Annotated in this window: 21 protein-coding genes; 7 read left to right on the top strand and 14 right to left on the bottom strand. The window is 67.9% G+C overall.

From position 1 onward, the window contains the following. Window positions 1–8 precede the first annotated feature (8 nt). On the bottom strand, window positions 9–896 hold the full coding sequence (locus OHA70_RS19120) for a LysR family transcriptional regulator (RefSeq protein ID WP_328334429.1): 888 nt from the start codon (window positions 894–896) through the stop codon (window positions 9–11). 84 nt (window positions 897–980) lie between these two features. Here OHA70_RS19120 and OHA70_RS19115 point away from each other — a divergent pair, with 84 nt between their 5' ends. From OHA70_RS19115 to OHA70_RS19105, 3 genes are all read left to right on the top strand, one after another. Beyond that, window positions 981–1,730, top strand: a complete 750-nt coding sequence (locus tag OHA70_RS19115) for a sulfite exporter TauE/SafE family protein (protein WP_328334427.1) — start codon at window positions 981–983, stop codon at window positions 1,728–1,730. Next, entirely contained in the window at window positions 1,727–2,032 is a 306-nt protein-coding gene (locus OHA70_RS19110) for a hypothetical protein (protein ID WP_328334425.1), read from the top strand. Before OHA70_RS19115 ends, OHA70_RS19110 begins: the two co-directional genes overlap by 4 nt. Window positions 2,033–2,153: 121 nt before the next feature. Continuing rightward, the gene (locus tag OHA70_RS19105) at window positions 2,154–2,576 is read left to right on the top strand and encodes a hypothetical protein (RefSeq protein ID WP_328334423.1); all 423 of its coding nucleotides are present in this window, start codon (window positions 2,154–2,156) and stop codon (window positions 2,574–2,576) included. An 80-nt stretch (window positions 2,577–2,656) separates the two neighbouring features. Here the strand turns inward: OHA70_RS19105 and OHA70_RS19100 are convergent, their stop codons facing one another. From OHA70_RS19100 to OHA70_RS19080, 5 genes are read right to left on the bottom strand one after another with little or no spacing between them, the layout of a single operon-like run. After that, entirely contained in the window at window positions 2,657–3,589 is a 933-nt protein-coding gene (locus tag OHA70_RS19100; protein ID WP_328334421.1) for a S1C family serine protease, read from the bottom strand. A gap of 10 nt (window positions 3,590–3,599) precedes the next feature. Continuing rightward, window positions 3,600–4,547, bottom strand: a complete 948-nt coding sequence (locus tag OHA70_RS19095) for a VWA domain-containing protein (protein WP_328334419.1) — start codon at window positions 4,545–4,547, stop codon at window positions 3,600–3,602. Beyond that, a complete protein-coding gene (locus OHA70_RS19090) occupies window positions 4,544–5,554 on the bottom strand; it encodes a DUF58 domain-containing protein (protein ID WP_328334417.1) in 1,011 nt (336 codons plus the stop codon). Before OHA70_RS19090 ends, OHA70_RS19095 begins: the two co-directional genes overlap by 4 nt. Beyond that, window positions 5,551–6,534: an AAA family ATPase gene (locus OHA70_RS19085; protein WP_328334415.1), complete on the bottom strand. Its 984-nt coding sequence runs from the start codon at window positions 6,532–6,534 to the stop codon at window positions 5,551–5,553. The genes OHA70_RS19090 and OHA70_RS19085 overlap by 4 nt, the downstream gene beginning before the upstream one ends. Further along, entirely contained in the window at window positions 6,531–6,902 is a 372-nt protein-coding gene (locus OHA70_RS19080) for a hypothetical protein (RefSeq protein WP_328334413.1), read from the bottom strand. Before OHA70_RS19080 ends, OHA70_RS19085 begins: the two co-directional genes overlap by 4 nt. A 129-nt stretch (window positions 6,903–7,031) precedes the next feature. Here OHA70_RS19080 and OHA70_RS19075 point away from each other — a divergent pair, with 129 nt between their 5' ends. From OHA70_RS19075 to OHA70_RS19065, 3 genes are all read left to right on the top strand, one after another. Continuing rightward, entirely contained in the window at window positions 7,032–7,724 is a 693-nt protein-coding gene (locus OHA70_RS19075) for a response regulator transcription factor (RefSeq protein ID WP_328334411.1), read from the top strand. After that, window positions 7,721–9,064, top strand: coding sequence for a sensor histidine kinase (locus tag OHA70_RS19070; RefSeq protein WP_328334409.1), 1,344 nt, complete (start codon window positions 7,721–7,723; stop codon window positions 9,062–9,064). Before OHA70_RS19075 ends, OHA70_RS19070 begins: the two co-directional genes overlap by 4 nt. A 651-nt stretch (window positions 9,065–9,715) precedes the next feature. Continuing rightward, window positions 9,716–12,016 (top strand): HNH endonuclease signature motif containing protein, encoded by a 2,301-nt coding sequence (locus OHA70_RS19065; protein WP_328334407.1) that lies wholly within the window; start codon window positions 9,716–9,718, stop codon window positions 12,014–12,016. Between the two features lie 629 nt (window positions 12,017–12,645). Here the strand turns inward: OHA70_RS19065 and OHA70_RS19060 are convergent. The 8 genes from OHA70_RS19060 to OHA70_RS19025 form a co-directional block, all read right to left on the bottom strand. Continuing rightward, entirely contained in the window at window positions 12,646–12,876 is a 231-nt protein-coding gene (locus tag OHA70_RS19060) for a hypothetical protein (protein WP_442913894.1), read from the bottom strand. Window positions 12,877–12,994: 118 nt separating this feature from the next. Further along, window positions 12,995–13,429, bottom strand: a complete 435-nt coding sequence (locus OHA70_RS19055) for a DUF3592 domain-containing protein (protein ID WP_328334405.1) — start codon at window positions 13,427–13,429, stop codon at window positions 12,995–12,997. 40 nt (window positions 13,430–13,469) lie between these two features. Then, entirely contained in the window at window positions 13,470–14,891 is a 1,422-nt protein-coding gene (locus OHA70_RS19050; RefSeq protein ID WP_328334403.1) for an FGGY family carbohydrate kinase, read from the bottom strand. Beyond that, window positions 14,892–15,869 (bottom strand): sugar-binding transcriptional regulator, encoded by a 978-nt coding sequence (locus OHA70_RS19045; RefSeq protein WP_328334401.1) that lies wholly within the window; start codon window positions 15,867–15,869, stop codon window positions 14,892–14,894. Window positions 15,870–15,946: 77 nt separating this feature from the next. Further along, window positions 15,947–17,431, bottom strand: a complete 1,485-nt coding sequence (locus tag OHA70_RS19040) for a mannitol dehydrogenase family protein (protein WP_328334399.1) — start codon at window positions 17,429–17,431, stop codon at window positions 15,947–15,949. Beyond that, window positions 17,428–18,273 (bottom strand): carbohydrate ABC transporter permease, encoded by an 846-nt coding sequence (locus OHA70_RS19035; RefSeq protein WP_328334397.1) that lies wholly within the window; start codon window positions 18,271–18,273, stop codon window positions 17,428–17,430. The genes OHA70_RS19040 and OHA70_RS19035 overlap by 4 nt, the downstream gene beginning before the upstream one ends. Beyond that, a complete protein-coding gene (locus tag OHA70_RS19030) occupies window positions 18,270–19,220 on the bottom strand; it encodes a carbohydrate ABC transporter permease (RefSeq protein ID WP_328334395.1) in 951 nt (316 codons plus the stop codon). Before OHA70_RS19030 ends, OHA70_RS19035 begins: the two co-directional genes overlap by 4 nt. Window positions 19,221–19,227: 7 nt before the next feature. Next, on the bottom strand, window positions 19,228–20,634 hold the full coding sequence (locus OHA70_RS19025; protein ID WP_328334393.1) for an ABC transporter substrate-binding protein: 1,407 nt from the start codon (window positions 20,632–20,634) through the stop codon (window positions 19,228–19,230). A 160-nt stretch (window positions 20,635–20,794) separates the two neighbouring features. Between OHA70_RS19025 and OHA70_RS19020 the strand changes: the two genes are divergently transcribed. Then, window positions 20,795–21,583, top strand: coding sequence for an aminoglycoside phosphotransferase family protein (locus tag OHA70_RS19020; RefSeq protein ID WP_328334391.1), 789 nt, complete (start codon window positions 20,795–20,797; stop codon window positions 21,581–21,583). Window positions 21,584–21,675: the final 92 nt, after the last annotated feature.

The following is a 21,675-nucleotide window of genomic DNA, read 5'->3' as shown; positions in this document are numbered from 1 at the left end:
GCAGTATGTCAGGTGGTGGCGGCCAAGCGGATGTGGCTTGCTAGGGCTTCTACTGCTGGGGTGGGTGGGGTGGGGGCGTAGCAAATGAGGTGGGAGCGGGTGGCCCAGGGGTCTGTTAGGGGGCAGATGTCTAGGGCGGGGTTGCCGTCTACTGAGCGGAGGGGGGCTACGGCTAGGCCTGCGCCGGCTGTGGCGAGGGTGATGAGGGTGTGGAGGGTTGGGACCAGGGTGCGGTAGCGCGGGGCCGGGGCGTGGGGGCCTAGGCGGCGGTCCATCCAGGTGCGGAGGGTGGAGCCTAGGTCTAGGCCGATCATGGGGTGTTCTGCGACTTCGGCGTACGACATGGCGGAGCGGCCGCTGAGTAGGCCGCCTGCGGGGCCTATGACGACTAGGGAGTCGTCGACCAGGGGTTCGGTGCGCAGGGTGGTACCGGTGGTTTCGTCGTCGTCCAGGACTATGCCTAGGTCGGCTTTGCCTTCGGCGAGGAGGCGGAGTGAGCGCGGGGTGCGTTGCTCGGAGACGGTCACGTCGTGCTCTGGGTACTCGCGGAGGAACGACGCCAGCGCTGCGGGGACTACCCGGTGCATGGCTGAGCCGCCTGAGACCAGGACGAGTGGTCGCGAGCGGGCGGCGGTGTAGCTCGCGACAGCGCTGTCTAGGCGGGCAGTCTGGGCCAGCACTTCGCGTGCGTGGCGAGCGAGCGTAGTACCGGCCGGGGTTGGTCGCACTCCCCTACGTTCGCGGATCAGCAGCGCGACTCCGGCGTGGGATTCGAGCGCTCTGACCCGCGCGCTGGCCGAAGGCAGACTCAGGTGCATCTGCAGCGCTCCGGCCGTGATCGAGCCCTGGTCCACCACGTGGACAAACAACCGCAGGTCGTCCAGGTCATAGCGCATATCACCTAGCCTAAGCCCCAGACAGAGGCTGACTGAGGCAAAAACACATTGTGCTCCTTACCCCGGCTCCCCGATGCTCGGTAGGTGACCGCGCTGCTGATCGTGCTGCTCGCCGGGATCGCAGCCGGCGCGCTCAACTCGGTCGGCGGCGGCGGGAGCTTCGTCGCGTTCCCAGCGCTCGTGGCGGTCGGAGTCGGCGCGGTCACCGCCAACGCCGCGACGACAGTCGCCTTGCTGCCGGGCGGGTTGGCCAGCCTCTGGGTCTACCGCCGCGACCTCGAACCACTCCCCAGTACTTCGATCCGCGTGCTCACCTGGACGAGCGTCGTCGGCGGCGCGCTGGGCGCGGTACTGCTGCTGACTTTGCCGTCCGAGTCCTTCGACGCGGTCGTGCCGTGGTTGCTCGCGTTCGCCACCCTCGTACTCGCCTTCGGCCGGCGCATCGCCAAGTCACTGAAGACGACGATCGCGGGCCGCCCGACGATCGTGGCCGGCCAGTTGGTGCTCTCCATCTACGGCGGGTACTTCGGTGGCGCCTCCGGACTCATGATGGTCGCCTTCTGGAGCGTGGCGGCGAGCATCGACCCCGGCCGGGTCAACCCACTGCGGATGGCCCGGATGGCGGCCATCTACCTGACCGCGGCCATCGTTTTCCTGGCCGCGTCCGACGTGCTCTCCGAGTCGCTCAAGCTCGTCCTTATGCTCACCGGCGCGGTCCTCGGCGGCTTCGGCGGCGCGACCCTCGCCCGCAAACTGCCCACCCCGGTACTCCGGGGAATCGTGGTGACCTCGGCGGCCGCGATGACCATCGGCTACTTCCTGGTGAACCGTTGATCACCGAGGACTCCTTGGCGCGGCTCGCCATCGCCTGGGAAGCCTGCCAGCTCGCCGAGTCGGCCCGCACGGCCGTGACGGTCCAAGGCGACCTGGTCGCGCAGGCGAGCGAAGTACTGGCTGCCGCCGAACGCTATGCGGCTGCCATTCACGCTTTCACCTGCGGACAAGAGACCGGCACAACCATGAGATGGCAGTTGCCCGAGGCCCCTGAAGAGGCAGCGGAGGACCTCGACGACTGGGTGCTCCGGCATGCCGACGGCGAGGATCCGGGCGCGGCGCCGATCTCCGGGAAGTTGTAGCCGGGGGCAACAAAAGCTGTAACGGAGCTGTGATCCAACTATTTGTCCCGACCCCGCGTCTCAGTCTGTGTCGAGCTCACAAGGGCTCATAAAAGCTTGAATACGAGGGGAAATCACCATCATGCGCAACCGTTCTCAGCTGGTTCGCCGGGTCGTCGCCGTTGTCGGGGGCCTCGGCCTCGCCGCCGGCGCCGTCGGGGTTGCCGGCGCACTGCAGGCGAACGCGTCGACCACCGGACAGGGCACCGTCGCCGCCCAGCCGGTCGTCGCGAAGAAGATCACCGTCGCCTCGAACGCCACCAGCGCGAAGGTGTGGGCCAAGGTGACGCTGAGCGGCAAGACCACCGGTATCACGGCGAACTCGGTCGTCCAGGTCCAGCGCCTCGAGGGCACCAAGTGGGTCAACTTCCCGGCCACCACCAAGGTGACCTCGAAGGCCGCCTACGCGGTCAAGATCGCCAGCGGCCGCGTCGGCGCGAACAAGTTCCGGGTCGTCGCCTCCGGCGCCATCAGCCCGGTGGTCACGGTCACTTTCGTCAAGTGACGCACTGAACGGCCAGGCGGCGTTCGAAGTACCGGCGGGACCCGGTACTACGAACGCCGCTGCCAGTTAGAGCAGCAGCTTCAGTCGATGAGCCCTTTGACGATCGTCGTCATCCGGTCGACCGGGATGGCGAACCCGATGCCGATGTTGCCGGACCGGGACGATGTGCCCAGCGTGGCGATGGCCGTGTTGACGCCGACCACCTGACCCGCCGAGTTGACCAGCGGGCCACCCGAGTTGCCGGGGTTGATCGCCGCGTCGGTCTGGATCGCGGACTGCCGGTTGCCGTTGTCGCCGAACCGGGCCTGCCGGTTGACGGCGCTGACGATGCCGGCCGTCACCGTTCCCTCCAGCCCGAGCGGTGAGCCGACCGCCAGTACCGGGTCTCCCACGTGGAGCTCCGAGGATCGGCCGAGCGTGAGCGCCCGCAGTCCCTGGACGTTGCCGCTGACCTGGAGTACCGCGAGGTCGTTGTCCGCGTCGACGCCGATGATGCTCGCGTCCACCGATCGGCCGGTGGACAGGACCAGTGACACACTGCTCGCTCCTTCCACCACATGGGCGTTGGTGACCACGTGGCCCTGCTGGTCGATCGCGAACCCCGAACCAGTCGCCCGCCCGGCCCGTACTGACACCACGCCCGGCAACACGCTGGCAGCGGCGGACGCGATCGACCCCTGCTGAGTACCTGCCGAGGGTGCCGCTGCCTGGGGCAACTCGACCGGCGCGCTGGCGGATGGTGAGTCTCCCCAACCACCTGTGACAGCACCTGCCAGACCGCCGGCCAGCACTGACAGAGCTATCCCAGCGGCGAGTGCGCGGCCAGTACGGCGTACAGGTGGGGCCGTCACCCCGGCCGGAGGTGCCGCGGCCGGAGAGGGGGGTGCCGACTGGACGGCGGCCGGGGTGACGGGGAAGGGGACGCCTGGCGGCGGTACGGGCGTAGGGGCTTCGGGAGGCGGGCCGGGCTCGTAGTGCGGGCCGCGGAAGGGGTGACCGAGATGAGGGCTCATGCGAGGCTCCTTAGGGCAGCCGCGAGAACCAGAGCAGCGATGCCAGGCCGGCCAGTAGTGCGACGGCCAGGGCGATACCCGCCACCAGGTTGGTGATCTCGCGTTCCTCGGTGGTCCAGCCGATCGACGACTGGAGATCGGAGTAGACGGAGCGCAGTTCCTCATCGCTCTCCGCGGAGTAGAAGGACCCCTTCGTCGCGTCGGCCAATCCGCGCAGCGAGTCGGCGTCGGCGGGTACCGGGACGTTCCGGCCGTCGAGGTTCACGGTGCCCTCTGGGGTGCCGTAGGCGATCGTGGAGACCGGTACGCCGGCCTGCGCCGCGGCCTGCGCCGCCTCGTCGATCGGGCGGCCCGAGGTATTACCGCCGTCGGACAGCAACACGATCCGGGTCGGGGGTGGGTCGGTGGCTGCGTCGGCGTCCAGGTTCTTCACCGCGTCCAAGCTGGTCAGGACGGCCTCGCCGATCGCGGTGCTGTCGGTCAGCGTGAGCCGGTTAAGCGCGTCGACGGTCGCCTGGTGGTTGGTGCTCGGCTGGGTGACGACGTTCGCAGTACGGGCGAAGGAGACCAGGCCGACGTTGAACTGCTTGGGAAGGCTGTTCACGAAGTCGGTCGCGGCGCTCTTGGCGACCTCGAACCGGTTCGGCTCGACGTCGGTCGCTGCCATCGAGTTGGAGATGTCCATCGCGACGACGACGGTGGCGCGTTCGCGCGGTACCCGGACGTCGGTGACGGGGCGGGCGATCGCGATCGTCAGTACGGTCAGCGCGGCGAGGAAGGCGAGAGCGGGGGCGTGGCGGCGCCAGCCCGGGCTTTTCGGCGCAACCTTCTCGAGCATCGGGAGGGTCGCGAAGCGGACGGCGTACTTGCTGCGGCGGCGTTGCGCGACGACGTACGCGACGACCAGAGCCGCGACGATCAGCAGCAGCCAGAGCCACAGCGGTTGCTCGAACTTCATCGGATTCCGGTCCTCCCTCTCGGTGTTCGCCGGGTGTTGACGCGCTTGCGGGCAGTCGCGAAGGCCGCGACGTCGCGGACCCAATCGGTGTCCGTGCGCAGGGTCAGATGAGCCGCACCAGCCGCCCGGATCGCCTGCGCCGTCTGCTCCCGGTGCTCGCGCATCGCGGCCGCATACCGCTCCCGCAAACGCTTCTTACCCGTCTGCACTTCGCGCCGCCGGCCCGTCTCCGGGTCGACGAGGGTGAGGAGCCCGACCTCAGGCAGCTCGAGCTCCCGGGGATCGAGAACCTCAACAGCAATCACCTCGTGCCGCGCACCAAGCCGGCGCAAGGCATCAGCCCAGCCCTCGCCGGCGAAGCCGGGCGCAATCGCCTCGGGCGCGGTTAGTGCGCGTCCTCCACCTCCGCCTGGCCAGGGGTCGGTGTGGAAGTCGGAGACGACTACTCGGAGGCCGGGGCGGGGGTGCTCTCGGTTCAGGCGGTTTATTGCGTGCGCCAGATCGGTGTCAGGGTGTTCACCCGGAGTTGCCCTGGGCAACGACAGCAGCGTGCGGAGGGTACGACGGAGAGCTGGACCGCCGCCTACGTCGGGGATGCGGCGGACTTCATTGCCTAGAGCAACTCTTACACCTAAGCGGTTGCCGGGGCGGTCGGCCAGGAGGCCGACTGCGCCGACGATGGCTACGGCTAGGTCGCGCTTCTCGGACAGCGCAGTACCGAAGTCCATGCTGGCGGAGGCATCCACCAGGGCCCAGGTCTCCAGCTCGCGTTCGGCGAGGGGGGCGCGGACGTGGGGTTCGAGGGAGCGGGCGGTGACGTTCCAGTCCATCCGGCGGACGTCGTCCTGGCCGGCCTGGTACGGGCGCGCCTCGTTCGGCTCGCTGCCCGGGCCGCTCCGCAGGCCGGTGATCTCGCCGTGCAGGAAGCCTTCCAGCTTCCGTTTCACCGAGAGCTCCAGCGAGCGGAGCGCCCTCTCCCGCCCGGCGAGCAGGTCAGGACCTGTCATGCCGCGGAACCCTGGCTCTGATCAGCCGGTACCACGTGAGGCTGCTCGATCGCGTTCAGCACCCGCGACACGACCGCTCGCGGATCGATGCCATCGGCAAGCGCATCGAACGTCAGCACCAGCCGATGCGCCATCACGTCATGCGCCACGTCGTACACATCAGCAGGCAGCACATAGTCCCGCCCCCGCAGCAACGCCAGCGCCCGACCGGCCGCGACCAGACCCAGCGTCGCCCGCGGACTGACGCCGAACTCCAGTACGCCGCCGAGATCATTGATCCCGTACTGCGCCGGCGCCCGCGTCGCGTGCACCAACCGGACGACGTACTCCGCAACCGCGTTGTGCACGAAGACGTCTTCCGTTGCCTCCTGCAACTCGCGGACGTCGGCCGGCGTCAGAACCGCGTTGGCGTGTGGCCGGTGCGAGCTCATCCGTTGCAGGATTGTGAGTTCCTCCAGCGGCGTCGGGTAGTCGACGGTGATCTTCAGCAGGAACCGGTCCCGCTGCGCCTCGGGCAACGCGTAGACACCCTCGGACTCGATCGGGTTCTGGGTGGCCAGTACGAGGAACGGCTCGGGCAGCGGGTAGCTGACGCCGCCGATGCTGACCTGGTTCTCGGCCATTGCCTCCAGCAACGCCGACTGCACCTTGGCGGGTGCGCGGTTGATCTCGTCGGCGAGGACGAGGTTGGCGAAGATCGGGCCGAGCTCGGTGTCGAAGCCTTCCGCGGAGGGGCGCCAGATCCGGGTACCGACGATGTCGCCAGGCACCAGGTCAGGGGTGAACTGCAGTCGGGCGAACCGGCCGCCGATCACTTCGGCCAGCGTCCGGACGGCCAGCGTCTTGGCGACACCCGGTACGCCTTCGAGGAGACAGTGGCCGCGGGCAAGCAACCCGACGAGCATCCGCTCCACCAGTTGGTCCTGGCCGACGACGACCCGCTTCACCTCGAAGAGGGCCCGCTCCAGTACTGCGGTCATGCGTTACCACTCACATCGGGCTGCTGACTGGGCTGCTGGCTGGGCTGGGTCGGCTGGCTGGGCTGCTGACTGGGCTGCTGGCTGGGCTGGGCGCCTTCGGAGCTGCCCTGCCGGCCGCCTGCCTTGTCCGGGCAGTCCTTGCCGTCACGCGTCCCTCGTCCCTGCGGTGCCACGCGGGACCCGTCGCCCGGCGTGGTGCTCGGCGTGGTGCTCGGGTCGCTGCTCGGCGTACCGGGGTCTTCCTCCACGACCGCGTAGCCCTGGTCGGGCGCTGGGTCGTTGCCGGCGGCATAGGCGACGCCGCCTGCGCCCAGCGCGGCCGCGGCGATCGCAGTACCGAGGAGGAGGCGCTTGCCGGGGAGATTCATGCTGACTCCTTCGAGATCGGATGATGGAGACCAATTCATCAGGCGGCCCCGAAAACGACCGGAAAGCAGACCGAAAGTCCAGCGAAAGCGCCTACCGGCTCTCACCGCCGACGCCGCTACCTTTGAGTCGTGCGATTACTGGTGGTGGAAGACGAGGAAGGCCTGGTCAGCGCGCTGCGCTCGGGACTCGGCCGGGCCGGCTATGCGGTGGACACCGCGCTGACCGGGGCCGAGGCGGTCGAGAAGCTCGCCATCACGCCGTACGACCTGGCGATCCTCGACATCACGCTGCCGGACACGACCGGGCTCGACCTGTGCCGCGCGGTACGGCGGGGTGAGATCGAGGTGGCGTCCGGACGCGAACTGCGGGTGCTGATGCTGACCGCACACGCCTCGCTCGCCGACCGGGTGCGCGGGCTCGACGAGGGCGCCGACGACTACCTGACCAAGCCGTTCGCGCTGGTCGAGTTGCTGGCACGCATTCGTGCGCTGCTGCGGCGCGATGTGACGAACGGGACGACGCAGTTGCATGTCGGCGATCTCGTGCTGGACAGTTCTCGCCATCTCGCGACGCGCGCCGGGAGGGAGCTTCCGCTGACGCTGAAGGAGTTCGGCGTACTGCGCTATCTCATGTCGCGGCCGGGGCATGTCGTCTCGGCTGAAGAACTGCTTGAGCATGTGTGGGACGAGAACGCGGATCCGTTCACCCAGAGCGTCCGGGTGACGGTCGGGACGCTGCGGCGAAAGCTCACGCTGGAAGGCGAGGATCCCTTGCTGGAAACGGTGATCGGGCGCGGCTATCGGCTTCGAGGTGACACATGAGCAGGCCCGCGTGGACCCAGACGATCCGGTTCCGGTTGACGCTGGCCTATTCCGCCGTACTGATCGGGTTGTCCGCTTTGGTTCTCGGCGGCCTGTACTTCGCTCTGTCGGCGTATCTCGACCCGGCGCCGCTCAATCCGATCACGGTCAAGAAGGTCTACCACGACGAGCACGGAGAGCTGAAGGTCAAGTCCGGTCAGACGATCCAGGCCGCTGACCTGGCCAGCATCCAGTCGGCGGTGAACTACCAGACGCTGGAGACGCTCAAGACCTACTCGGCGGCCGGTATGGGCGGACTGCTGCTCCTCAGCCTTGGTACCGGGTGGTGGCTCTCCGGTCGGGTGCTTCGGCCGGTACGGCGGATCACCGCGACGGCGCAGGACATCTCGGCGACCGATCTGTCCCGGCGGATCGCGATGGACGGGCCGCAGGACGAGCTGCGTAATCTCGCGGACACCGTCGACGACATGCTTGAGCGATTGGAGTCCGCCTTCGTCGCTCAGCGGCAGCTGGTTGACGATGCGTCGCATGAGTTGCGGAATCCGTTGGCGGTGATCCAGGCCAACGTGGACGCAGTACTGGCTCATGACGACACTCCGTCGGAGGATCGGGCGCAGGCGACAGCGATCGTGTCGCGGGCGATCCAGCGGATGACGCGGTTGGTGGAGGATCTGCTGGCGTCCGCTCGGCGGTCGTCGCCTGCCTTCGTGGATGCGGATGTGGATCTGGCGGCGATCGCTGGTGAGGCGGCGGAGGAGTATGAGCTGCTTGCTGCGGATCGCGAGCTGCGGTTGGTACGGCGGTTGTCGCCTGGGCCGATCGCTGCTGGTGATGCCCAGGCGCTGCGGCGGGCAGTCGACAACCTGCTCTCCAACGCGGTCCGGCTGGCCCGCGGCGGCAGCGAACTCGTCCTGGCCGTTGGCAGTCGGAGTGGGTGGGCGTGGATCGCAGTACGAGACGAAGGCCCCGGTATCGCCGACGAGGACACCGACCGAGTCTTCGACCGCTTCTTCCGCTCCGGCCAACGCCAACCACCCGCAACCGTCCCCCTGGTCGACCCCGGCCCGCCAACCGGCGCGCTCTCAAATCCGTCCAACGGCGTACCAACCGGCTCGATCTCCGACCCGTCCAGCGGCCCGTCAACCAACCAACGCCGAGCCGGCCTGGGCCTGGCCATCGTCCGCCAGATCGTCGAATCCCACGGCGGCACGGTAGCCCTCCACTCCGAACTAGGCACCGGCTCCACCTTCATCCTCTGGCTCCCCGAACGCTCCCTAACCAACACCACCCGCCGCTCCCCCACACCCCCCACCGAGGACCCGCTCGGCCCCCGCCCCTGAATACCCCCACGCGCTCTCCGACGCCCGCTCCCACGTCGCGTGGCTCTCCGCCCGCTCCCACCCGCCTTTTGCGCTGCACGCGCCGCAGCCTTTCGCTGCGCGCGCTAAACGTATGCGCCACGCGCTCCGAACGCCTCGCGCTACGCGCTCTGAACGCCTTGCGCTACGCGCTCTGAACGCCTTGCGCTGCGCGCGCCGGATGTCTGCGCTTCGCGCTCCGAACCCTTGGCGCTGCGCGCTGAACCTTTGCGCTGCGCGCGCCAGGGCCCTGCGCTGCGCATGAACCCGCGCTGCGCGCGCTGAGGCTCTGCGCTCCTGCTTCCGCGATTCGACCAGCTCCGCTCGTCGGCCGAGCTGCCCTGCTCGCCGGATTGACCTGCTGTCTAGCGCCCGCTCCTTTGGCGCCCTGGTCGGCTTGCTGGCCCGGGATGACTCCTCCAACCGGTCGCCGTCTGAAATGGCCTGCAGCGGCCCGGAACCTCATGACGCCGTTCGGTGGTCACGCGAGTCGCCAAGCGGGCCTGGTGCGGCCGCACTGCGCGGACTGCCTTGTGGACTTGACGACTGACGGCATTAGTTGCTTATGACAACAGAAGAACCGGATGGCGTAGTCAGTTTGATTCGAAGAGTAATCGAACATATGATCGAGCCATGAGCAATCGTTCGAGTGGCGCGTTGACCGACGAGCAGTCGTGCTCGCTGGGGCAGGCTGCCGGACGTCCACGTACAGAGAGCCTGCTGCGGTTCGACAAGGAGAACGACCCAGATCTGGGGACCTCTCTGTATGAAGCATTGGTCTGCCAGGACACAAGCCGGCTGGCTGACTACGGATGGTTGGAGCGGCTGGATGCGATCGCCTTGCTGGAGAATCGTGTGGCCGCGCTGAAGGCCGAGACCATCGCCGGCTTCGACGACTCCTTGCGGGGTGTTTCGGCTGATCTCGGACACCGGTACCCCCAGCCCGGAGACCGCGCCGCTACGGCCGGCGAGAGGCGCTGGATCGCCGGTGATCTGCGTTCGGTCTCCGACGAGATCGCCGGGATCCTCGAACTACGGCGAGGGCATGCCACCACCCGGATCCACCGCTCCTGCGAACTGGTCCACAACTTCCCCGCCACTCTCGCAGCGTTGTCCGCGGGACACCTGACCGAGCGGGCTGCATTCACGATCGTGGCCGAGTTGTCGGTTCTGGAAGACCTCGCCGACATCCGAGCCGCCGAATCCGCCATCCTCGAGTGGATCAAGACCCATCCACTGGTGGAAATCAAGCAGGCCTGCCAGCGCGAGGTCGCCCACCGATCCCCGGAAGCAACCGAGAAGGCCTATCAGCGCGCCCACGACGAGCGATCCGTGCGGATGTACTCCGACGACCTCGGCAGATCCGACATCGTCCACAACCAGAGCGCCATCGACGGCGCCGCCGTGATGACCAGCCTCTCCCGCGCCGCAATCCGCTGCCGCCGCCTGGGCGATCCCCGCTCCATGGACCAGCTCCGTGCCGACATTGCCCTGAGCCGCCTCCTCCCGGGAAGCAAGCGCCCCACTCCACCAACACAGCCCGACACCGAAGCCGCTGCTCCGCCCGCCAACGCGGCCGACGAGGCAGCCATCCGCCCACCCGCTGCGGCAGGCGACGAACCGTCCGACGAACCACTCGGTGAGGATCCGCAGGCCACCGACGTTTGGTACGACGATGCCCGCAACGAGCCCGACCGTGCCGGAAATACCGCTCACCCCCACGCGACCGCCCAGCGCCCCGAGCCGCCGCACTCTGCAGATCCCAACGGAGATACCGGCAAGGACCACAAGAACACCCGCCTCGGCGACCAGCCCGGCGAAGGCCTTGTGGCCACCGACGACCCTGCGGACAGGTACGGAGAAGACGTCCCTGCAGGCGATCGTTCCCGATGGACTGCCCCTGACGTGCCCGACGAGGCACCTGCTGCGGCAGAGACCTCCGTTGGGCCAGAGACCTCCGTTGCGGCAGAGACCTCCCGTGGGGCGGAGACCGCTGGTGGAGCAGAGGCCGCGGTCGTCATCCACGCGACTGCCGCCGAGGTGCGCGCTCTGATCGAAGGAGCGATAGGAACCGGCGGAGAAACCAACCAGCACGGGCCCCTCCCACAAAGCACGCTACGCAAGCACCTCCTCAAAGCCCTCACACAGTCCCTCCTACCACCCCTCCCCAGTACTTCCACCAGCCCCCGCACGCCCGCTCCCTGTACGTCCGCTCCTCGTCCTTCCGCTGGCCCCGGTGCGTCCGCCACCCCCAGCCCTCCAGCTGACCCTCGCGCGTCCACCACCCCCAGCGCCCTGCCTGACCCCAGTACATCCAGCACCCCCGGCGCTCCCGCTGGCCCTCGCGCGTCCACCACCGCCAGACCTTCCGCTGACCCTCGCACGTCCGCCACCGCCGGACTTCCCGCTGCCCCTCGTACGTCCGCCACCGCCAGACCTTCCGCTGGTTCCGGTGCCTTCTCCGGCCGCGCAGGCTCAGCCTTTGCCGCCGTGGGGTCTGGACTTGGTTCATGGGTCGAGCTTCAGGTGACTGATAGACCACCTGCGAGTAATCCGGATCGGTACGTGCCATCGGCGGCATTGGACAGGTATGTCCGGCTGCGCGATCGCACCTGTCAATTCCCGGGTTGCAACCGGCCGGCGGAGTTCACCGACCTGGACCACCGGACGTCGTTCGCCGCCGGCGGGCGTACGACCGCGGCCAACCTCTGGTGCCTGTGCCGCCACCACCATCGCCTCAAGCACGAAGGCGGCTGGCAGATACACCTCACCCCAGACGGCACCTACACCTGGACCAGCCCAACCGGCCGCCACCACCCCAACAAGCGCTCCCATCAGCCCAGTAATCAGAGCGACCGCGACCCCAGCCAACGCCGCGATCGCAACGGCAACGGCAACCAATCCTCAGTCCAGCCAACCGTCACCCCAAGCTGAGCTGAGCCACGGCGGACCAACCACCAGGTGCGTACGCAGGATGGCAGCTCGCCCGCGGTCTAGGCAGCCGAGCCCGCGCGCCCACGCGTCGGCCCGCTCGATCAGCCGCTAGACCGTGCACCCACCCACTGGCCCACTCGACCAACCCCTCCACCGTCCACCCACGCACTGGCCCACTCGACCCAGCCTTCGACCGTCGACCCACACGCTCGCCCGCGCGACCAACCCTTCGACCGTCGACCCACGCATTGGCCCACTCGACCAACCCTTCGACCGTGGAACCATGCGTCGGCCCGCTCGACCAACCTCCATCCGCAGGCCTAGCGCTGGCGCATCCGGGCGGAGGTGGTTGCTGCCTTGGTCGGAGTCGGAGTCGGAGTCGGGGTCGGGGTCGCGGTTTCGCTGTGGACCTGTGCTGCGGACTCTCTGGTGTAGCTGACGATGAACTGCGTGTCGTCCCGCCCGAGTCTGCCTGGCTGTCCCGGTCGAACCAGCCTGACCTGAGCCGGGTCCTGGACGGCGATCCGCCTTCTGGCGCAGCAGGTTCGGGCTAGTCAGCTCTCTCGCGGCAGCCAGGAGACATCTTGCCCGGGCGCACCGGTGATTCGGACGTCCTCGTCCTCGATGGGTTAGTTGGCTCGGCTGCCGATGAGTAGGAAGGCGGCGGCTATGAGGATGATCAGGGCGAATCCGCCCAGGACGCTCGGGGTTGCGTAGTCCTCGCCCCAGTTGGCGGCTTGCATGCGGTCGGGCACTTTGGGGTCGTAGATGATGTCGATGGTGGGGCCGAGGTGGTCATCGTCGTAGTTGGTGGTGTCGTTCTCGATCTGCCGGCCGTCCAAGGTGGTGTACCTGACCATGAGGTGTTTGGTGTTGGCGCGGCCTTCGTCGGTTTTTCGCCTAGGACTTTCGCGGTGACTACCTGTCCCCGTTGCGACAGCCAGTAGGTGTCCTCAGCCATTGCGTCCGCGGGCGACCTTAGGCACGGCGGCGGCCGATGAGGAGGGCTGCGGCTAGGAGGAAGAGGAACGCGGCGGCTGCGCCTTGGAGGTAGACGTCCCGGTAGCTGAGTGGCCGGTCGGCGGCTTGTAGGCGGTCGGGGTAGCCGCGGTCGTAGCGGATCTGGAGGGGTTTGCCGACCTCGGCGTGGTCGTAGTCGCTGGTGGTGTTCGTGAGTTTGCTGCCGTCGGACGTGGTGTAGCCGACGGTGATGTAGGGGTCGCCCCTGCGCGGGTGGTCTTCGCTGAGGACGGTCGCGGTCACCACTTCGCCGCGGCGGGACAGCCAGTAGACGTCCTCGGCCTTGTCCCAGGCGAATGCCGTCAACAGCAGGGCGATGGCCAGACAGAACAACCCTGGCGCCGTCGCGCGGAGACGCGGGCGATGGTCGGCAAGGTTGGCTGTCGGGTTCACGGGCCTGTGACGGTTGCCGTGACCGGTGGGTTCCGAGCGGTCAGCGGTAGGACGAGGCTAGGAGGGGGCGGGTGCCGGAGAGTACTGCGGCGTAGCGCTCCCGGACCTGAGCAGCCGCCTCGGCGGACAGTACTGCGGACTCGGGCTTGCTCATGGCGACGTCCCACGTAGGCAACTCTCCTGACACGGCCCAAGCGGCTTGGCGGGCCGCGCCCAGAGCGACGTACTCGGCGGGCTCGGGTAGTACGACGGGGGCGCCTAGCAGCGCAGGAGCTAGAGCCTGTACTGCGCGGGAGCGGGCAGCGCCGCCCAGCAGGAGGACCCGGTGGACGGGGAGGCCTTGGGCTCGGAGGGCGTCTACGGCGTCGGCCAGGCCGCAGAGCATGCCTTCGACTGCTGCCCGGGCCATGGTGGCGGGCTGGGCGGTGGTACGGGTGAGGCCGTAGATGAGGCCTGTGGAGTGCGGGAGGTCTGGGGTGCGTTCGCCATCCAGGTAAGGGAGCATGACTAGGCCGTTGCTGCCAGCGGAGGTCAGCGCGGCCTCGTCCAGGGCGGCTAGGTCCATGCCAAGCATGGTGGCAGTTGCCGAGAGCACTCGGGCGGCGTTCAAGGTGCAGACGAGGGGTAGGTAGCCGCCGGTGGCGTCGGCGAAGCCGGCTACGAAGCCGCTGGGGTCGCTGGTCGCATTCCCGAAGCGAGCGAAGGCAGTACCGCTGGTACCGAGCGACACGGCAACATCGCCGGGCTGGAGGTCGAGGCCGAGGGCTGCAGCCATGTTGTCGCCGGTGCCGGCGGCCAACGCTGCGCCGAAGGAAGTCTGGCCGACGATCTCGGACGGGCCGGCGACGCGCGGAAGCTGAAGCGAGCGGCCGAAGGCGAGTTCGACCAAGTCGGGGCGGTAGTCATTGGTGAAAGGCGACCACCAGCCGGTACCTGACACATCTCCCCGATCCGTCGTGAGATCGGCGATACCCGAGCGGTCAGCGGCGAGTTGGTGAGTCAGCCAATCGTGCGGCAGCGCGACCGCCTCGGCGCGGGCGGCCGCGTCGGGAGCAGCGCCACGCACCCAGCGCAGCTTGGTGACGGTGAAGCTCGGTACCGGGACGGACCCAACAGCTGCAGCCCAGGCTTCGGGCCCGCCCAGCTCGGAGACCAACTCGGTGGTCGCTTCGGCCGAGCTGGTGTCGTTCCACAGCACTGCCGGGTGGACGACTGAGCCAGAGCCATCGAGAAGGACCATGCCGTGCTGCTGGCCCGCGACGGACAACGCGGAGACGCCGTCGAGCAGACCTGAGGAGGCGGTGGTCCAGGCGTTCCACCATTCGGCGGGGTCGACCTGGGTGGCGTCGGGATGCGGTGCGCGGCCTTCCCGGAGTACCTCGCCGGTGGTGGCATCGCATACGACGACCTTGGTCGCCTGGGTCGAGCAGTCGACGCCGGCAACCAGTCTCGGGTCAGTCATCTAGAGATCCTTATCGGTAGCGAGGTGCCGCAGGACGTCGCGGGCGAGGTCGGTCGTCGTCACCAGGGTGCTGACCAGACCGGCCCGGACCGCGGCGATCACCGCCGGCGCGCGATGGGCTCCCGCGGCCAGCGCGACCCGCTCCGCCGGGCGGCGTAGCTGATCGACCGAGACCGCGATGATCATCTGTTCCAACGGTGACTGGACCAGTCTGCCGTCCTGGTCCAGAAGATGCCCGCTGACTTCGGCGATTGCACCGCCGGCGAGACCCTCGGCCCGGAGTTCCTCCGACACCGCATCCCAGACCGTCGAGCAGCCGGCCCGCCAGGCGCCGATCGCGACCACCGAGATGTCGAGCCCGTCGGCGAGCGCCAAGGTGTCCGCGATGCCGGGTTGCCGGCGCAGCGCGGTGACGGCCGCGATGTCGTCGACGACGAGCGGTGCGTGGACGGCGTGCGCAGTACCGCCGGCAAGCGCGGCGGCTCGGCGGGCGAGGTCCATCGTGCTGCCGCCGCCCGCGGGTGAGTGGAGGGAGCCGGCCATCTGGATCACCGTGCAGGCAGGCAGTACGTCGATGTGGTCGACCATCGCATCAACCGCCCGACTCCAGGTCAGGCCGAGCAGGTCGCCGTCGCGGACCAACGGCGCGACTGTCCGAGCGGCAGCCTCGGCGACTTGGTCGCGGACCTGTTCGGGTGAGCCCGACGTGTGGGTGGCGACGCAGGACTGGAGTCCGAGGGCTGAGGCAAGCTGCTCGGAGAGTCCGCGGTCGATCGGCGACGGGTTCTTGATCTGGATCTGGACGATGCCACGGCTGCGCGCGTCCTCGAGCAGCCGGGCGACCTTGAACCGGCTCAGGTCGAGCTGCTTGGCGATGTCCACCTTGGAGGTGTTGTCGAGGTAGTACCGGCGAGCGACCTCGGCCAGCAGCTCGTCGTCCTCGTCACCCTCGCCGAGCAACTGTCCCCGACCGTTCACCGTCGCCCCGCCACCAATCTTCTCCCGTGATTCTCCGGCACCGTAACGGTTTCAAGGCCCTTGCCGCGAGCCCCTTCTCAGGCCCGCGCCTCCAGCGTCGCTCGCGCGCCGCGCTCGTGCAGCGAGGTGAGCGCCGACGTGTAGGCGGAGACGAAGCGGTCGTCGTCGACGAGGTCACCGAACAGGTCCCGATCGGACACGAAGAGCAACGGTTCCGTACGGTTGTGCTGCGCTCGCTCGACCAGCTTGTCGCGCAAGCGGTCGACCACCTCGATCGGTGACCCCTGCTCGTCCACGCCCTCGGCGTACCGGGCCCAGGAGGCGATCACCAGAGCGGAGTGGTCGATCCCTCGATCCGCGGCGAGCTGCTCGCGGACTACGGGGACCAGCCACTTCGGGATGCGGTCCGAGCTCTCCGCGCAGAGCCGAGCAAGGGTGTCGCGCACCTCGGGGTTCGCGAACCGCTCGATCAGCTGATGTTTGTACCGGTCCAGGTCGACACCCGGTACCGGCGGCAGCGTCGGCGTACCTTCCGTGTCCATGTAGCCGAGCAGGAAGTCGACGAACAGCTTGTCCTGGCAGACCTCGTGCGCATACCGGTAGCCGGCCAGATACCCCAAGTAGCAAAGGGCTTGGTGGCTCGCGTTGAGCAGCCGCAGCTTCATCAGCTCGTACGGTTCGACGTCCTCGACCAATTGCACGCCGACTTCCTCGTACTGCGGCCTGTCGCCGCCGAAGTCGTCCTCGAGCACCCACTGCGTGAACGGCTCGCACACCACCGGCCAGCCGTCCTCGACCCCGTACTGCGACGCCAGCGCCTCACGATCCGCGTCGGCCGTGACCGGCGTGATCCGGTCGACCATGCAGTTCGGGAACCGCACCTCCTGCTCAAGGAAGTCCGCCAGCGCCGGGTCCTTCAGTCGAGCGAAGGCGGCGAGCATCTTGCGCGCGACGTGGCCGTTGCCGGGGATGTTGTCGCAGGACATCACCGTGAACGGCTCGATGCCGGCCGCCCGTCGCCGGGCGAGCGCCTCGACGATGAAGCCGAACGCGCTCCCCGGCAGCGCGCCCGGCTCCAAGTCAGCGGCCAGGCCGGGGTCGGACGCGTCCAGCTCCCCGGTCACCTGGTTCACGTGATAGCCGCCCTCGGTGATCGTCAGCGAGACGATCCGCGTCGCTGGGTCCGTCAGACGCGCCAACACGGCCTCGGGGTCGTCGGGCGCGAAGAGGTAGCCGACGATGGAGCCGATCACGCGGGGCTCGAGTGTCCCGTCCGGGTACTTCACCACGAGCGTGTAGAGGCAGTCCTGGGCCGCCATCACGTCGGCCATCCGCTTGTCGTGCGGCAGGACGCCGACCCCGACGATGCCCCAGTCGAGCGCCTTGCCCTCGTTCATCAGCTTGTCGAGGTACATCGCCTGGTGGGCCCGGTGGAAGCCGCCGACCCCGAAATGGACGATGCCGGGGCGTACCGAAGTACGGTCGTACTCCGGTACGCCGACTCGCTCGTCGAGCGAGCTCAGGCTGGCCGAGTTGAGTCCGTGCACCGTTGCCTCCGTCACTTGACCGCCCCGAGCGACAGACCCTGGACGAGCTTGTCCTGGGCCGCGAACCCGGCGATCAGCACCGGCAGCGACACCACCAGGGAGGCCGCGCAGACCTTCGCGAGGAACAGGCCCTGGCTGGTGACGAAGCCGGTCAGGAACACCGGCGCGGTCTGTGCCACGGTACCCGTGAGGACCCGGGCGAAGAGCAGTTCGTTCCAGCTGAAGATGAAGCAGATCAGGGACGCACTCGCGATCCCGGGCATCACCACAGGTGCGACCACCGAGCGCAGCGTCCGTACCAGGCCGGCGCCGTCCACCGACGCCGCTTCGAGGATCTCGACCGGTACTTCGGCCAGGAAGCTGCGCAGCATCCAGACCGCGATCGGCAGGTTCATCGACGTGTAGAGCACGATCAGCAGCCAGATGTTGTCCAGCAGCCCGGCGAACTGCGCGAACAGGTAGATCGGCAGCAGACCCGCGACCACCGGCAGCATCTTGGTGGACAGGAAGAAGAACATCACGTCGGTCCACTTCTTCACGGGCTTGATCGACAGCGCGTACGCCGCCGGGAAGGCCAGCAGGATCACCAGGAGCGTCGACAGGATGCTCGCGGTGAGCGAGTTCGCGATCGACGGCCAGGGACCGGAGTCGAAGAACGAGCGGAAGCCGTCCAGCGTCAGCGGCGCGGTGACGTCCGGCGGGTTCTTCGCCGCGTCCTCCTCGTGGTGGAACGACGTCAGCGCCATCCAGAGCACCGGCAGCACGAACAGCACGCCCACGATCCAGGCCAGCGCGCTCAGCGCCAGCCCGCCGCCGCGGTTCTTCTTGCCCGTCACGGGCGCCAGTTGGGTACTCATCGGCCCTCCTCCTTGAACAGGGTGGACACCGAGCGGAGCGCGAAGGTCGCGATCAGGATGGTGCCGATCACGACGATGACGCCCGCGGCCGAGGCCCGGCCGTAGTCATGGGCGGTGTAGAAGGTCTGGTAGATCGTGTACGGCAGGTTCGCCGTGCCGAGTCCGCCGGACGTGATCGTGAAGACGGCGTCGAAGTTCTGCACGACGTAGATCGAGCCGAGCAGCGCGCTCAGTTCGAGGTACTGACGCAGGTGCGGCAGCGTCATGTACCGGAAGATGTCCCACTGGCTGGCGCCGTCGATACCGGCCGCCTCGATCACGTCGAGCGGGCGGCTCTGCAGGCCGGCCAGGATGATCAGCATCATGAACGGCGTCCACTGCCAGACCAGCGCGAAGATCACCGACCACAAGGGCTGATTGCTGATCCAGTCCGGCTGTGGCGCGTTGTCGCCGAAGATCCACTTCAGCACCCCGTTGAAGAGCCCGTACTCCGGGTTGTACAGCGCGTGCTTCCACAACAGGGCCGCCGCGACCGGTACGACCAGGAACGGCGTGATCATCATCGTGCGGACCGCGCCGCGGCCCCGGAACTTGCGGTCGAGCAGGAGGGCGATGCCCAGGCCGAGGAGCAGGCTGATGAGCACGACGCCCGCGGTGAGCAGGACGGTCACCCAGATGGCGTGCCGGGTGTTCGCGTCGGTGAGGACCCGGCGGAAGTTGTCGATGCCGGCGAAGCTGCGCTCGTCGGGGTAGTACGCGTTCCAGTTCATGAACGACGTGATGATCGTGACCACGAACGGCAGCTGGGTGACGACGATCATGAAGACCAGCGCAGGGAGCAGCGGCGCCCTGCGGGCCCAGTCCCCGGTGCTGCGCAGCAGCGTGCCCGGCTTGTTCGGCGGGGTGGCCGCGTGGCGGCCCGGACGTACCTCGGTGTCGACGGACATGTCAGCCTCACTTCGCTTCTCTGGCGCGATAGCGCTCGGCTACGTCGTCGGCGAGTTCCTGCCCACGTTTCAGCGCTTCGTCGACGCTCATCCGGCCGGCGATGGCCGAACTGACGTCCTGGCTCACCTGGGTCCCGAGGTCGGGGAACTCGGGGATGTCGATGAATTGAATGCCGATCGCGGGCCGCGGCTGGGCGCCCGGGTTGCGCGGGTCGGCGGTCTCGATCGCCTGCTTGGTCGGGTCGGCGAAGGCCGCCGCCTCCTTGCGGTACTCCGGGTTCTCGTACGTCGAGGCGCGCTTGCCTGCCGGTACGCGGGACCAGCCGAGCTCCTTGCCGACCAGCTCCTCGTACTGCTTGCTGGAGGCCCACGAGATGAACTTCCAGGCGTTGTCCTTCTTCTTGCTCGCCTCCTGGATGCTCCACGACCAGGCGTACAGCCAGCCGGAGCTGTCGGTCTTCACGACCGGCGCGGGGGCGTACCCCATCTTGCCCTTCACAGGTGAGTTGGGCGCCTCGAGCGAACCGGCGGCCGAGGTGGCGTCGTACCACATCGCGACGTTGCCCTGGACGAGGTTGTTCAGGCATTCGGTGAAGCCGGCCTGCGGTGCGCCGAGCTCGCCGTGGTTGCGGACGAGGTCGACGTAGAACTTGGTCGCCTCGGTGAACTCCGGCGAGTTGACCTTCGCCTGCCAGTCCTGGGTGAACCAGGTGCCGCCGAAGGTGTTCACCACGGTCGTCAGCGGGGCGAACAGCTGGCCCCAGCCGGGTTGGCCGCGCAGGCAGATGCCACGCATGCCGGGCTGGGCGTTGTCGACCTTGGCGGCGATGTCCGCGACCTGCTGCCAGGTCGGCTTGGCCGGCATCTCGACGCCCTTTTGCTGAAGGATGTCCTTGCGGTACATCAGGAACGACGACTCGCCGTAGAACGGTTCGCCGTAGATCTTGCCGTCGTCACCCGACATCGACTCGGTCATCGGCTTCAGGATGTCGTCCTGGTTGAACGCCGTGTCCTTGGCGATGTAGTCCGACAGCGGCGCGATCCACTTGCTCTTGGCGTAGATCGGGATCTCGAAGTTGCTCAGCGAGGCCACGTCGTACTGGCCGGCCTGGCTGGAGAACTCCTGGCTGATCTTGTCCCGGACGTCGTTCTCCGGCAGCACCGTGTAGTTGACCTTGATGCCGGTCTCTTTGGTGAAGTTGTCCGCGGTCAGCTTCTGCAGGTCGACCATCTGCGGGTTGTTCACCATCAGCACGTTGACGCTGTCGGCGCCACCGCCCCCACCGCCTCCACCGCCCCATCCGGCGCAGCTGCTCACTCCGCTCACCAGGAGGAGTGCGATCGCCACACCTCCGATGCGTTTGCGCTGTTCCAGCACGGGCTGCTCCTTCGCGATCGGCGGACTCTCGCTCATATGAGCAGCACGCTGCTCATCGTTGAGTGAACCTGAAGGCTTCGCGGCGTGTCAAGAGTTCGGTCACCATGTGTGCGGCATTGTGCTCGTTTGAGCAACCTTGCGTCCGGTGTTCGGGCGCACTGGCCGGATCGGGGTCCAGCAGCCACACTGTGCGGTGATGCCTGAGGTCGAGACCCGCCTGCTCGGCGGCACCGCCAACCGTGGCCTGGTGGTACGGGTCGGCGATACCGTACGCCGCCCGCTGCGGCCTAGCAGTCCTGCCGTACATGCGCTTCTGGACCATCTCCAGGAGGTCGGCTTCGACTCATCCCCCGCCTTCCTCGGCGTGGACGAGCAGGGCCGGGAAGTACTGACCTACGTGCCGGGCGAGACCGTGCGGGCGCCATATCCTTCGTGGTCGATGACCGACGCGGCATTGGAGAGCGTCGCGCACCTGCTACGGCGGTACCACGAGGCTGTACTCGGATTCGACCCGTCCGGGTATCCGTGGGCCGAGCGAGTGCCCGAGGAGTACGACGACGGACTGGTCGGCCACAACGACCCGAACCTCGACAACATCGTCTTCCGGGACGGGCTGGCCGTTGCCCTGATCGACTTCGATCTTGCCGGTCCTGGGTCGGCGCTGTGGGATGTCGCTGCTGCTGTCCGGTTGTGGGCGCCGCTGCGTCCTGATGCTGACATCGATGACGTTCGCCAAGGCCAATCGCTGGCTCGCCTCCGGCTCTTCGCCGATGCTTACGGCCTGACCGGGGTCGACCGCACCCGCCTGATCGACGCAGCCGCCGCCAACCACATCTGGTGCATGGACTACGTCCGCCGAGGCGCCGAATCCGGCCACCCCTGGTTCCACCAACGCTGGACCACCGGAGAATCCACCCTCACCGAGAGAACCAACCACTGGTTCACCACCCACCACAACCAACTACTGAAAGCCTTACAGGACTGAGAATTCCCCCCCCCGTGTTTTGCCGCTCCTATGTCGCGGTGACTTCTTGGACCCAGGCTTTGGTGGGAAACTTTTTGTCGCTCCGTGCAAGT

Source organism: Kribbella sp. NBC_00382 (genome assembly GCF_036067295.1).
In the GTDB taxonomy this organism is placed as follows: Bacteria; Actinomycetota; Actinomycetes; order Propionibacteriales; family Kribbellaceae; genus Kribbella.
This window is presented reverse-complemented; position numbering and strand designations above follow the sequence as displayed.